Source organism: Paenibacillus sp. EKM206P (assembly GCF_011066155.1).
In the GTDB taxonomy this organism is placed as follows: domain Bacteria; phylum Bacillota; class Bacilli; order Paenibacillales; family Paenibacillaceae; genus Paenibacillus; species Paenibacillus polymyxa_D.
The window spans coordinates 98,603-112,087 of the sequence record NZ_JAAMNQ010000006.1 but is presented as its reverse complement, the minus strand read 5'-3'; the positions used below and the strand labels follow the sequence as shown (position 1 = coordinate 112,087).

Below are 13,485 nucleotides of genomic sequence, written 5' to 3'. Positions count from 1 at the left end.
AGTTTAGCCCTCTTCATTGACATTAACAACCTCATCCTCAAAGCGGCCGATATTGTCATTTGAGCCGATGATGACCATAATATCGTCTGCTTTTAGCCGATCCATAGCCGTCGGTGCGATCAAGATACCGTTCGCCGTATGAAGCGCCACGACACTACAGCCAAAGCGGGTGCGAGCATTTAGTTCTGCAAGCGTTTTGCCGTTCAGACATGCAGGTACATTGAGTTCCACAATACTGTATTCCTTAGACAACTCCAAATAATCGAGCAAATTAGGCGTGACTAGCTGGTGAGCCACACGGATACCCATGTCCCGTTCTGGATAAATAATCCGATCCACACCGAGCTTTTCTAACGCACGCCCGTGCAGCACAGATATGGCTTTGGCTACGACCTTTTTCACACCCAGCTCCTTCAGCAAAATGGCGGTCAGGATGCTTACCTGGATGTCATCACCAATAGCAACAATGCCGCAATCGAAATTACGGATGCCCAGTGATCGCAATGAGTCTTCATCGGTAGCGTCCGCCACGACAGTATGTGTCAACATCTCACTCATACTGTCCACAACATCCTCATTCCGGTCAATGCCTAGCACCTCGCACCCCATATCCACCAATTGCAAAGCTAGGCTTGAGCCAAACCGCCCCAAGCCAATAACTACAAACTGCTGCGTTTTCATGTCTACTCGAAAACTCCCTTATCCTATAATCATTTTACCTTCCGGATGACGATATAATTCTTTACCCTTTTTCGGCCCCAGTGCATAAGCTAGCGTGAGTGGCCCCAGTCTACCTGCAAACATCGTCAGGGTAATCACCAGCTTGCCTATGACTGTCAAATCAGGTGTAAGCCCCATCGACAGCCCCACCGTACCAAACGCAGACACCGTCTCGAACAAGATCATCAGAAAATGATGATCTTCGGTTGCTGACAAAATCATCGTCACCCCGATCACGAACAGCAGCCCCAGCAGTGTAATGGTCAAAGCCTTGTAAATTCGTCCCTGCGCAAGTCGATACCTGAACAGCACAATATCTTCCCGCCCCCGCAGCATCGAAATCACTGCTCCAATGAGCAGCGCGAATGTTGTGGTCTTAATCCCGCCTCCAGTGGAGCCAGGAGAAGCCCCGATAAACATGAGTATGATGATAAAAAACTGCGTAGCCTGCCGCAAGCCTGCAATGTCCAGTGTATTGGCACCTGCGGTACGGGGAGTAACAGACTGGAATAAAGATCCCAGCAGTTTACCACCCCAATCAAGCGAGCCAAGAGTCTTTGGATTCGTAAACTCAAACACAAAAATCACGAGCGTGCCGACTACAATCATAGCGCCCGTCATGCTGAGTACCACCTTGGTATGCAAGGACAGTCTCTTGCGCTTGCGATATTCTGCCAGGTCTGACATCACTACAAAACCAATGCCGCCTGAAATAATCAAAAACATGGCTGTAAAATTAACAATCGGATCATATACATAACCTGTCAAGCTGCGAAATTCACCGAATAAATCAAAACCAGCATTGTTAAACATGGAGATGGCATGCCAGATTCCAAAATAAATCGCCCTGCCTACGGGCATATCAAAGGACCAGCGAACCGAGAATATCGTAGCGCATACGCCTTCAATAACCAGTGAGTACAGTAATACCTTACGGATTAACCCGACAATTCCCTCTACAGAAGTCTGATTCATCGCTTCCTGCAAAATGAGACGCTCCCGCAGGGAAATCCGACGCTTGAACACCAGTGCAATCAAGGTAGCCATGGTCATAAAGCCTAGGCCGCCGATCTGAATGAGCGCCACGATAACAACTTGACCAAAGGTTGTAAAAAAGGTCCCCGTATCCTTTACGACAAGCCCTGTAACACAGGTCGCGGAAGCGGCAGTAAACAAAGCGTCTACAAACGCAAGTGGCTTTCCTGTTGTATTGGAGATCGGCAGCATTAACAATAAACTACCTATTAGAATGATAATGGCAAAGCCCGCAACGAATATCTGCGGTGGAGAAAGCCGGAGCCAGCTTGCATTGGGATTCATCTATTCATCACTTCTCTCCTAATCCTTAAAACTATAAAAACAGTGATTTAATACGGTGTAAGCTCGCTACGCGTTCCATTTGATCTTCCGATCGTCGTTGCCCCTGAATTTTTTGATTTTTCCAAACCTTAGTTAACTATAATTAGCATTCCCTGAATACAGGAAGAATGCATGTCAAGCACTACTCGGTCCCCTGTGCTATTGGCGGGCAGTAGCGAAGGGGGCAGAATTGTTCTGAAGAAGCGAAGCGTTTGCCTTTATCTCCGGATTTTAACCATTAAAGGGGGTATACAATCAAAAAATCCGGGGATAACAGCAATCGGAAGAATAATCTGCACCCGCAGCGGTCTATCTAACCAATCCAAACACTTTTATACGCACAAAAAAAGACACCGGAAAACCGAGTGCCTGACTTGGTTCCTGCTCATAGCCTACGAGGTTAGCTGACGGATTCGGGCAGCACAGTATGCCCTATTTACACTTCCGATCCACCAGTGATCGGCTGTAAAATTCACCCCAGTAACATGGTTCCCCCGTTTTCCCATAGAAATTCGGCTCAACTGTATATCATTACCTATGTATTTTATAGGCATTGCCTCAAGATTATAATCCTTCTATATCCAGATCACAAAACCGATTTCGTCGAAAAAACGTGAAATTGGCTTTATTTTGCGAATGGGCATCGTTTAATCGCAGCTTATCTTATTTTATTGGAACTTTAAAGTGCTTTCACTCTATTTTCATGAATATCGCTGGTCTGTTGGCGGGAACCTGTGCAGTATGATATCTTTAATGGATGTTCTTATTTACAGATTAAGGAGGAAACTCATGAATCCTATCGGGAAACCGGTCGTGCTCACGGCCAACTTCAAAAAATTAGGCTTGCTGGGCGGGATTGGCCTGATTTGCTTTTTTATCTTTCAATTGCTTATTCCCTCGCTTAGCAATCCGAGTCCAGAATCAGTAATGAATGCAAAGGTCATCAGCAAACAAGAAGCGGTCATACACGCATTGGACTTCGCCCGCTCCGAGCTGGGATATACTGAATCACAGCCAGAGAAGCCTCTGGTGACCTATCAGGCCGAAACAGATTTGTACGGTTATTTATCTAGAGAAAAACTGCTTCAACAGTACGACCGTACATGGAAGAAAAATTACCCTTACGAAACCTTTCGGGTCGATCTGCCTGAATCCTCAGCGAAGAGCAAGCTGCAAATTCATGTAGATTTATCCACTGGGAAGGTCGTTAGTTTTAAACGGATCACCTCCAGCACCAATTACACGCAGGCTGATATTTCTACGGATGAACAAGCACGTAACAGGCTTGTACGTGTGGCTGAGGACGGCATGACGCTTGAAGCCAAGGAGCAGGCGGCCGCTGTATGGGTGAAGCGCTTTGGCTTTAAGCCGTCGGACTTGAAGCTCGCGACCACTGAACAAGAAGGCGGATTAAAGTATACCGTAGACGATAAAAAAATTGGCGCCTCGGTACTTACACTGGCTTTTACTTTTGAAGACGGTGATGTTCGCTCCTTCACTCAAAGCTTTTCGGCCCCGTCATCCTATACCGATTATATCGAAAAGCAAACATTTTGGGCGAATTGGATGACCTATGCGGGTTATGCCCTATTTAGCTTTGTGCTGGGTGTACTTGCCATTGTGTATGCGTCACTCACCCGACGACATACTTCATTTGTACGCGGCATTGTTCTATCCGTTATATACTTTATTGCTAGTATAGCTGGGACCATGAACATGCTGCCTTTATTGCAAGCAGAAGCAGGCGGTAAGGGCATGCTTATATTTCTTATGGTTTTCCAGATTGGTGTTACCTTCGTCATGGCTGTAGCGCTCTACTTCTCCTTGGTCGGCGGTGACGGACTTATGCGTCAGGTTGGACTGAATGCATGGCCACGTGCGAAAGAGCCGGGCTACGGGCTGTATGTGCTTCGCAGTATGTATGTTGGCTACTTGTGGGCCTTTATTTTGCTCGGGGTACAATCCATTTTATTCTTTATACTGGAGCGCACATTTAATACATTCTCCACCACAGATGCCACGCAATCCCCTTACAATATGGCTTATCCATGGCTACTGCCGATTATGGCCTGGATGGCAGGTATTGGTGAAGAGACTGTCTACCGTCTGTTTGGTATTCCGATGGTCAAAAAAATAGTGAAAAATACTTTTGTTGCTTGTCTGATCACCACGCTGATTTGGGCACTGGGACATACACTTTATCCGATCTATCCAGTGATTTCCAGACCTATTGAGCTGACTTTTCTTGGTTTGCTGTTCAGTTTTGTGTTCCTGCGTTACGGCTTTATTGCCGCCATGTTCAGCCACGTTATTTTTGACAGCATTCTAATGGGACTTAGTGTGATGAGTCTGGGAGATACTGTGAACGTGAGCGCGGGCCTATTCTGGATCTTACTTCCAGCCATTGTGGGTTACATCATTTATTGGTTTAGTCCTAAAAAGCCGAATCGAATGATGTTTGAACCTATACAAAAAGAGGAGTCGCATTCTACGACTCCTCCTCCCGAAGGGCAGCTATAATCTGACGCGCAAGCTTATCCCCAATAGAGAGAGGCCGGAAGTCTTCGACACTGGCCTCTCTTATTTTTTTGAGCGATCCAAAATGCTTAAGCATTAACTTACGCCGTTTCTCGCCAATGCCTGGAATAGAGTCCAGCCGGGAAGTTACCATAGATTTGCCGCGTTGCTCGCGGTGGAACGTGATGGCGAAACGGTGAACCTCGTCCTGAATCCGTTGCAGCAGGTAAAATTCTTCGCTATTACGTGCAAGTGTCACGGCCTCAGAGGATTCTCCCACCAATAGTTGGGATGTTCTATGTTTGGCATCCTTCACCAAACCACATACAGGAATGAACAAACCCAGCTCATTTTGCAATACATCGGTCGCCGCCTTAATTTGTCCACGTCCACCATCGACAACGATCAAGTCGGGACGTTCCAAATTTTCCTTAAGCACACGTTCATATCGACGCCGGATAACCTCACGCATTGTTTCATAATCATCGGGTCCCTGCACAGAACGGATTTTATATTTTCGATACTCCTTCTTGGCAGGTTTGCCATCAATAAACACGATCATGGCTGAGACTGGATCGGAACCCTGGATGTTGGAGTTATCAAACGCCTCCACCCGGTGCAAGCTATCCAGCCCAATGGCACGTCCGAGATTGCTTGCAGCTTTGGATGTTCGTTCCTCATCCCGCTCGATCAGCTTAAACTTCTCATCCAAAGCTACACGTGCATTTTCCGTCGCCATGCCTGTCATTTGCTTTTTCAGTCCACGCTGCGGTACAAGTACCTTTACATCCAACCATTCAGCCAGAGCGAGAGCCGCCGTACTTGGGTCCTCCAGTCCACCGGATAGTTGAGTTTCTGTTTCCTTTATCTCGGCATCTTGGTCACCAGCTTGATCTTGATTCGTTGCCGCTGCATAAGTTGCCTGTTCTTCAGCCACCAGTAGTGAGTCAGCAGAACGCTCTGTCTCCGTTTGTATCGCTTTCTCATCTGTCTGTCCGGTAACATCGGCTGTAGCTGCACTGTAGAGTGCAGTTTCTGCCGCAACCGGTTGATCGACATTAGCCTGTTCCGCCTGCATCAGCTTAGGAGAATCCGGCAGCAATATTTCCTGCGGCACTGCCGGGTTGTCACTATAATACTGCGTCACATAGGACATAAAATCACTGTAAGCCTCACCGTAGAAAGGAAAAGTCGACATATGGCGCTCGATCATTTTACCTTTGCGGACATATAGGATCTGTACACACATCCAGCCCTTATCTACTGAAAAACCGAATACATCCCGATCTTTCGCATCCGATGTGGTGATTTTCTGCTTTTCCATCATCGCGTCGATGCTGATAATCTGATCTCGCAACTCCTTGGCCCGCTCAAAGTACAATTCCTCTGCGGCCTCCTGCATTTTACGCTGAAGATCCTTTTTAATTTCCTCATGTCCCCCGCTCAAAAAGGAACCAATTTCCTGACCAATCTGGTCATACGTTTCCTTCTCGACCTCTTTCACACAAGGCCCCAAACATTGATGCATGTGATAATACAGACACACTTCCTTGGGCATCACACCACACTTGCGTAACGGATACATACGGTCCAGCAACTTCTTCGTCTGATGTGCCGCGTAGGAATTGGGGTACGGTCCAAAATATTTTGCTTTATCTTTCAGAACGCGACGGGTCACCTCGAGCTTGGGGTGTGCCTCGTTCGTAATTTTCAAATACGGAAAGGTTTTATCATCCTTCAATAGCACGTTATAGCGTGGCTGGTACTTTTTAATGAGGTTGCACTCCAAAATGAGTGCCTCCATATTACTGCCTGTAACGATATATTCAAAATCACGAATATCGGAAACCAGTCGCTGCGTCTTGCCGTTATGGCTACCTGTAAAATAGGAACGGACCCGGTTTTTCAACACTTTGGCCTTGCCGACATAAATAATGGTGCCTTCGCTATTCTTCATCAGATAACAGCCTGATGCATCCGGCAGTAACGCTAATTTGTGCCGTATGTTCTCCAGCGCCTTTTCCTGATTCTGCAAGTCCTCCGCATAAGGTTTCATTTGCCCGGTTCCTCCTTCCATTCTTAATGACTACTCAACTAACTACTTATAATATATAGGAATAATACACAAAAACGCCCCCGGTATTTACAACCGGAGGCATTGACCTTTCATGGCCGCTCCACCAAGCCCCCGCGGGAGCATGGGTCACATGCGATGATTATTGGTGCTTAGTAAGCATGCTTTTCAGCGCTTCTTTGGAGTTCAGACCTACCACTTTATCAACAGGCTGTCCGTCTTTGAAAACGATCAGGGTCGGAATACTCATCACGCCGAAACGGGAAGCAGACTCTGGATTTTCATCCACGTTCACCTTCGCGATTTTGACGCTGTCGCCAACTTCTGTGGACAGATCCTCCAGAATAGGAGCGATCATTTTGCAAGGACCGCACCATGGCGCCCAAAAATCAACCAAAACGGTTCCTGTGCCTTCGACTTCTGCGTTGAAGGATTGATCGGACACGTTAACAATTGCCATTGTATGTTCCTCCTTTATAGAAAAGTCAAGATTATTATAACCTGTAATGTCTATTTCGACACCTTTTAATTATATCACAATAGTCTTTTAATTGTAAGATATCGAAATAGCAGACGGATAAACGCTTACCCCCGCTGATTTTTTCCCTTTACGGTAATGACATCTACAAAAGGACGAATCCGGTCCATCAAGCGTTGTCCTTTATACATTTCCTCTCCATCCTTGCTCGTAAAGCTGAGATGCTTCTCCAGTCCCTGCAAAGAATAATTGGAAGTATAAAAAGTAGGTTTGCGGTTCATTCGGTAATTCAAAATAGAGCCCATCACGTGGTCCCGTACCCACGGGCTTAAATTTTCGGCACCAATATCGTCAAATACAAGCAGATCACAATTTTTGAGCATTTCGGTCGTTTCCTTAAGCTTCTGCCCATCCTGGATCATGGACTTTAAGTCCTCCACAAAATCAGGCATATACACGATCACACCGTTCAGACCCGACAGGGCCAACTCGTGCAATAAATAGCCCATCAAAAAAGTTTTACCCGTACCAAACGTACCTTCCAGATACAGTCCTTTTTTGGATAGACCCTGACTTTTCGTTTCTTCAATGTAACGGAATAGCTGTGTGACGGCAGGCATGCGTTGTGAATCTTTACGCGCAATTTCAAGGGCGTTATATCCCTCCAGAAGTGCGCGTTCATCCACATAGAAGCTTTTAATTCGCTCACGCACCCGTTGCTCATGTTGGGAAGCAATCTGCTTCGCACATGGGGTCCGAATGTCTACAATTTCAGCAGTTCCATTCGGATATTCCACGCCCAGCTTGCAAAAGTGGCCCTGAAAATCGTTAGGACACCGTTCCAGTCCCGGACAATTGTCGCAATTTCGACGATCTCGGGCATACTGAAAGAGCATGCTCATGTTGAGTCGCAATTGTGTTTCGTCCACATCAGGATGCGCAGCACAAAACTCCTGCACGAGCGGATCATTTAGAACCTGATCGGCTACATTGCGAGTGCGCTGGCGAAACGAAGGGTTCTGCATCTGCTGCAGCAAATCGCCCAGTGATTCCAAGAACGCTCCTCCTTTCTTAAAAAGTGCAGAGTTATGGATACCTTAAAATCTACCTACACCTTTTTCTGTTTACCGGATTGCATTCGTTCGGCCAGACGCAGCAGTTCATCCAATTCTTCCTCAGATACAGACTCCTCGGAAGGTTGATCTTGAACGATTGGAATGGATGGCTTGGCTGGCCCGTTATTTTTGGCATACGCGCGGGATCGACCGCCGGAAGGAGAAGCAGAGGACTGTTTTCCTTTTACCTTAGCTTGATCCCTTATATATTGAACGGCTTTCTCGTAAGTGTTTACCTGCTTAAGCAGCATATTGGAAGCAACGGCCTCGACAAAGTTGCGGTTAATCCGCTGATCGCTCCCGGATACGAGCAGTGACATCAAATAATGGATCAGCACGTTGATGACTTCGCCTGGCAGCTTATAGCTGATATCAATTTTCTCGAATATATCCAGCAGGTTACCGGGAACCGTGCCGGGGAAAAAGGTTTGCAGCAAACGGCGATAAGGCTCGTTGCGCAACATCATATTATATTGGTGAATGTCACACTTGGCTGTGAATTGTGGGGGAACCTCCACATAAAATTCCATTTCCACAGCTTGCTCTGCAGGCGGCTCTTCAGATGTGGAAGCTTCCCTTTGGCGCAAAGCAACTACCTTGGCGGCTTGAACCTGCTGCTCCTCCTGACGCTTGCGATCCTGTCTGGAGTGCTGGCTAGCCCGAAGCTGAAGCTCGTCGAGCAACAAGTCGCCTGCTTCGGTAAAAATACCGTCCTCATCCAGCAAGCGGCTAATATCCTGTACAGAAAGATCAAATTTGCGAACAACGTAATTGACCATGCCTAACTGCTCGTGCTCAAACCGAAGACGCTCCACGTGCTTACGATTGGCAGATTCACGCGGAAAACGGAGAATAATATCTGCATAATTCAATGCTTCCTCCGATTCTGACGCAAGTGGTCCAGTCTGACGGCTAGTAGACACCTCGGACAACGCCTGCTCCAATTCATAATCTATAACATGGGTATTCAGTTCAAATAACTCATAAAATGGAATCGAAATATTCTCTTTATTATAGGAAGATTGCGACCATTCGCTAGATTCTCTGCTCCACAATGATTCTCTCAGAGAAAGCACTGCAAACTTACCGATTTTGTCTCTCAACAAAAGGGTGAGATGCTGTGTTCTGAAAAATTCAGCAGGTGCGAGCGGCGGCTGCATCTCATATTCATACATATAGTCGTCCGTTTCGGGTGCATACAGCCTGGACGTCTGTAACAGACCGACGGCCTCCAGTTTGGAGGTCTGTTCAATCAAATACTTGCGTCCCTTCTCACTCGGCTCCAGTCCCAGTGTCAGAAAAAGGCGACGCTGCTGTTCCAACGGCGAATAACCGATTTGTCCGACTGGCACATGCTGGAACAACAGTCGATACAGACTGACCGCAAATGCGCCTACCATCGGCTGATAGACGCTTCCCAGCATCAATTCATCCAGTGCGCTCAAGCCAAATTCCCGATAAACGCAGTAGCGGTGGTTCTCAGTATAGTGCAGCAGGTTTTTCATCCGCATTCCAACATTCTTCCTTTCCTGACATAACGGTCTCCAAGATGTTTTTCTATTCTATCATACTTGCCTTCTGGTGGGACCAACAAAATAAGGGCAATTGTTCTCCTTTTTGGCAGCCGTATTCGTCTGAGTTCTACTTTTTTCGAGAATACTAACTATTTTATGACTTTGTGACCTGCATCATGGTAAAAATAAAATTCTTCACACTTCTTTCATTGGTGAAAAGCTTTACTTTGAGCTACAATATAATGGTTAAGTATCACGTATTGGATACAGGAATGATATTAGGAAGTACACATATTTCGGCTAAGCCGATTACCATTTACAGATCGTAAAGGAGTGTAGATCGTGAGTCAACATCAACCTCAACAAACCCCAGCAACACCTAACGAAGTAGCCTCCACACTGGAAGGCTGGTATGCGCTTCACGATTTTCGGTCCATCAACTGGACAGCATGGAAGACCGCAGACGATGAAGAGCGCGCCGGAGCACTGGACGAGCTTCAAGAGTTTATGAAGGAATGGAACGTTACCGAGGAAGCGGGTCTGGGCAGCTCAGCTGTCTATACTGTAGTCGGACAAAAGGCTGATTTTGTCATGATGCACCTGCGCGAAACGCTGGAAGACCTCAATAAACTGGAAAATGATTTTAACAAAACAACCTTCGCCAAATATACAACTAAAACCTACTCTTATGTGAGTGTGGTGGAACTGAGCAATTATTTGAGCAAAGATGAAGATCCTATGCAAAATCCACAAATTGTCGCACGCTTGAAGCCTGTATTAAACAAGGCCCGTTATATTTGTTTCTATCCAATGAACAAAAAACGTGATCTAGATGACAACTGGTACATGCTTTCAATGGACGAGCGTCGCACCTTGATGCGCAGCCACGGTTTAATTGGACGCAGCTATGCTGGCAAAGTAAAGCAAATCATTTCCGGTTCTGTCGGCTTTGACGATTGGGAGTGGGGCGTAACACTGTTCTCCGATGACGCACTTCAGTTCAAGAAGCTAATCTACGAAATGCGTTTTGATGAAGTCAGTGCCCGTTACGGTGAATTTGGCTCCTTCTATGTCGGCAGCGTGTTGAATGAGGAATCATTTGAAGACATGTTGAAGCTGTAAAGCACAACCGTCAGTACCATATCGCAGCATACAATTAAGGATTCCGCGAACTCCCACTTTCGGGACGGCAGAATCCTTTTTTTATTGCATCACAGGCTCCACCACGACGGACGAATCCTCACTTTTCGCCAGCTTTCTTTTCTCCAAAGCGATCTGAATAAAGATAACAAGCAGCAGACCACTTAATAGGATCAAAAAGCCGCCAAGCTCAGGAATAAAATACTTCAGGCTCCCACCTTTGAAGCCCATCCCTCTCAAAAACTTGAAATGCCAGGTCAATGGAAGAATATTACTAATATATTGCAGCGATGTGGGCAGCATAGCTACTGGCAATTGAGCGCCGCTCAGTAAAAACGAAGGCAGTATAATTAGCATGAGGCGTGGGGAAGCTTTTCCCGGATTCGCCGCATTCCACCCTAAAGCCATCGCAAACAAACTCAACGTAATCGTGTACAGGAGAAATGGGATACTGAGCTGCCATACATTCGCTTCAAAGCGCAGTCCGCCAATTTGCTTAAGTAAACCAATGGACAGGTAAAAGGAAACACATCCTACTAACGCATACGGCAACACCCTAAGAATCAAACCATACGAATGTTGGAGTTCTTCTTTTAATCTACCTTGCTCCCGCAATCGCGGGACAATTGTCAGTACAGTAGCACCCATCAGTGAAATCATGACCGTATTAATGAACCCCATAACTGAGGTCATCAAAGTAGCATTGGTAGGATTATATAACAGGCGCTGCTGAAGCAGCATATTGGAAGTAAGCCCTGTAACCTGGCTGTCACTCATTCCCATACCCTTTAATCCACCACCAGCCAGCATCGCATTTTCCGTCGCCATGATCTCTGTGACTGCCGAGCGTAGATTTCCAGTAGCCTGACCTACCGTATTATCTACATAAAAACCGATGTTGCTCTGAACTCCTTTGATCCTATTTTCCTCCAACCCAGCTGGAAGGTAAATCACCGCAAAAAACTTTTCATTATATAAAAGTAAATTCGGATCGGCTTCATTCTCTTGCACATGGCGTACATCAATATACTGCGATGCATCCAATTTATTAATAAGCTGTCGGCTATAACTGCTATGATCTAAATCGACTACAGCTACAGAGGCATCGTTAAGCTGATTATTTTTAAAAACAAATCCAAAGGCTACAGCTACTACGATAGGAACGAGCAGCATGATAAAAACCATCTTACCACTGATCATCAGCTTCCATTCTTCTATAAACGCCTTCATTTCGTCACAACCTCTACCGTCATTCCAGGTAATAATTCAGATGTTCGCTGGACATCCACCCGCACTTGGAAGGAGCTTATATCCGACAGACCTTTGTCCCGACTCATTCTCATGTTGGTATACTGAGGGGCAGAAGTAATGTACCTCACCTTGCCTTGGACATCTTTATCTAAAGCTACGACGTGCGTATTCACATTTCCCCCAGCTTTAAACTGTGACATGGAATCCTCGCCCACATAAATATCGTAGTATAGCTGATTGGTTTCAATAACGACGCCCGTTGCCCCCGTAGAAACGATCTCTCCCATTTTAGGTACAATACGCGACACCTTACCATCTGCGGATGCCTTCAGCACCATACGTCCGCGCTGCAATTCCAAAGTTTTGAGTTGAACACTTAATGCCTGCTTTTGTTGAGCCAGAAGATCCACATTGTATTCGCTATTTTTAACATCTTTTCGTGTTTGCGAGGTTTGAGTCAAGGCTTCCTTTGCTTTTTCTGTTTTGATACGAGCCTGCTGGCGTTCCTCAGCAGTTGCGCCTGCCTCCATTTTATCCAAAGCGGTTTGCTGCTGAGCGATCCCATTTTTAGCAATGTCTGATTGTTTGCTAGCCGCTATAATCTGGTTTTTGGCAATTTCAACCTGATCTGTAGCTGTATCTAACGCGATTTGGGCATTATCCAGTTGGTTTTTGGCGTTATCCAGTTCTGCTTTGGTTCCAGCTCCACCATCATATAACGCTTTGATACGGTTGTAATTCACATTAGCCAAGTCCAGAGCCTGTTGTCTGGATGATACTGTTTTTTGCGCGATTTCCGCATTCCTTTTGGCTGTCTCTACTCCTGTCAGAGCTGCGTCCAACGATTGCTGTGCTGCTTCAATAGCCAGCTTTTGTCTTAGAATATCCTCCGCACGTGTTCCTTGATTTAATAAGGACTCTCCTGCTTGCGCGGCTTGAATGTCCAATTGTCCCTGTTTTTCTGAAGTTGAAATTTTCTCCGACTGATTTTGCAGCCCGTCTTTAGCCTGTTTTATTTTCACATCAGCCTGTGCGATATCCGTTTTTAATTTCTCAATTTGCAAATCAAGGTCTACAGGATCGAGGGTCATGAGCACATCCCCTTTTTTCACCTGTTGTTCTTCCTTCACCTCAATCGTGTTTACTCTTCCCCCTACGCCCTGAAAAGCAACATTTACGGTATCTGCCGTAAGCAGTGTGTTTTTTTGTTGGGCTGCCATACTCACAGCATCCTTGCCGCTCATTGCCATCAGCGTACCTCCGGTACCTAATGCAACAACAAGTAGCACGTACACAATGATCTTTTTATTCATTGCA

General features: G+C 46.1%; 10 protein-coding genes and 1 riboswitch. Of the genes, 2 read left to right on the top strand and 8 right to left on the bottom strand.

Going from position 1 to position 13,485, the window contains the following annotated elements; translation table 11 throughout:
* Positions 1 to 3: 3 nt before the first annotated feature.
* On the bottom strand, positions 4 to 681 hold the full coding sequence (locus G9G53_RS14595; protein ID WP_023990146.1) for a potassium channel family protein: 678 nt from the start codon (positions 679 to 681) through the stop codon (positions 4 to 6).
* An 18-nt stretch (positions 682 to 699) separates the two neighbouring features.
* Complete coding sequence (locus G9G53_RS14590; RefSeq protein ID WP_165148543.1) at positions 700 to 2,040, bottom strand: TrkH family potassium uptake protein; 1,341 nt, start codon at positions 2,038 to 2,040, stop codon at positions 700 to 702.
* 413 nt (positions 2,041 to 2,453) lie between these two features.
* Positions 2,454 to 2,607: riboswitch (cyclic di-AMP (ydaO/yuaA leader) on the bottom strand.
* 261 nt (positions 2,608 to 2,868) lie between these two features.
* Here G9G53_RS14590 and G9G53_RS14585 point away from each other — a divergent pair.
* Positions 2,869 to 4,599: a CPBP family intramembrane glutamic endopeptidase gene (locus tag G9G53_RS14585; protein ID WP_165148540.1), complete on the top strand. Its 1,731-nt coding sequence runs from the start codon at positions 2,869 to 2,871 to the stop codon at positions 4,597 to 4,599.
* Here G9G53_RS14585 and uvrC read toward each other — a convergent pair.
* The 4 genes from uvrC to G9G53_RS14565 all read right to left on the bottom strand — a co-directional run bounded on the left by uvrC (position 4,568) and on the right by G9G53_RS14565 (position 9,774).
* Entirely contained in the window at positions 4,568 to 6,652 is a 2,085-nt protein-coding gene (gene uvrC, locus G9G53_RS14580; protein WP_165148537.1) for an excinuclease ABC subunit UvrC, read from the bottom strand. The two genes, G9G53_RS14585 and uvrC, sit on opposite strands and share 32 nt — an antisense overlap.
* Before the next feature lie 160 nt (positions 6,653 to 6,812).
* Positions 6,813 to 7,130: a thioredoxin gene (gene trxA, locus G9G53_RS14575; protein WP_010347861.1), complete on the bottom strand. Its 318-nt coding sequence runs from the start codon at positions 7,128 to 7,130 to the stop codon at positions 6,813 to 6,815.
* Positions 7,131 to 7,255: 125 nt separating this feature from the next.
* Positions 7,256 to 8,203, bottom strand: coding sequence for a primosomal protein DnaI (gene dnaI, locus G9G53_RS14570; protein ID WP_029518246.1), 948 nt, complete (start codon positions 8,201 to 8,203; stop codon positions 7,256 to 7,258).
* A gap of 53 nt (positions 8,204 to 8,256) precedes the next feature.
* Positions 8,257 to 9,774: a DnaD domain protein gene (locus G9G53_RS14565; RefSeq protein WP_069012623.1), complete on the bottom strand. Its 1,518-nt coding sequence runs from the start codon at positions 9,772 to 9,774 to the stop codon at positions 8,257 to 8,259.
* A 345-nt stretch (positions 9,775 to 10,119) separates the two neighbouring features.
* Between G9G53_RS14565 and hemQ the strand changes: the two genes are divergently transcribed.
* Positions 10,120 to 10,899, top strand: a complete 780-nt coding sequence (gene hemQ, locus G9G53_RS14560) for a hydrogen peroxide-dependent heme synthase (RefSeq protein WP_051718004.1) — start codon at positions 10,120 to 10,122, stop codon at positions 10,897 to 10,899.
* 81 nt (positions 10,900 to 10,980) lie between these two features.
* Here hemQ and G9G53_RS14555 read toward each other — a convergent pair whose 3' ends face one another.
* Both G9G53_RS14555 and G9G53_RS14550 read right to left on the bottom strand, forming a co-directional pair.
* The gene (locus tag G9G53_RS14555; protein WP_165148534.1) at positions 10,981 to 12,147 is read right to left on the bottom strand and encodes an ABC transporter permease; all 1,167 of its coding nucleotides are present in this window, start codon (positions 12,145 to 12,147) and stop codon (positions 10,981 to 10,983) included.
* Positions 12,144 to 13,481 (bottom strand): HlyD family secretion protein, encoded by a 1,338-nt coding sequence (locus G9G53_RS14550; protein ID WP_165148531.1) that lies wholly within the window; start codon positions 13,479 to 13,481, stop codon positions 12,144 to 12,146. Before G9G53_RS14550 ends, G9G53_RS14555 begins: the two co-directional genes overlap by 4 nt.
* Between the last annotated feature and the right edge of the window lie 4 nt (positions 13,482 to 13,485).

Coding starts and splice junctions, on each gene's coding strand:
- G9G53_RS14595 (WP_023990146.1), bottom strand. CDS start 681: ATGAAAACGCAGCAGTTTGTAGTTATTGGCTTGGGGCGGTTTGGCTCA.
- G9G53_RS14590 (WP_165148543.1), bottom strand. CDS start 2,040: ATGAATCCCAATGCAAGCTGGCTCCGGCTTTCTCCACCGCAGATATTC.
- G9G53_RS14585 (WP_165148540.1), top strand. CDS start 2,869: ATGAATCCTATCGGGAAACCGGTCGTGCTCACGGCCAACTTCAAAAAA.
- uvrC (WP_165148537.1), bottom strand. CDS start 6,652: ATGAAACCTTATGCGGAGGACTTGCAGAATCAGGAAAAGGCGCTGGAG.
- trxA (WP_010347861.1), bottom strand. CDS start 7,130: ATGGCAATTGTTAACGTGTCCGATCAATCCTTCAACGCAGAAGTCGAA.
- G9G53_RS14565 (WP_069012623.1), bottom strand. CDS start 9,774: ATGCGGATGAAAAACCTGCTGCACTATACTGAGAACCACCGCTACTGC.
- G9G53_RS14555 (WP_165148534.1), bottom strand. CDS start 12,147: ATGAAGGCGTTTATAGAAGAATGGAAGCTGATGATCAGTGGTAAGATG.
- G9G53_RS14550 (WP_165148531.1), bottom strand. CDS start 13,481: ATGAATAAAAAGATCATTGTGTACGTGCTACTTGTTGTTGCATTAGGT.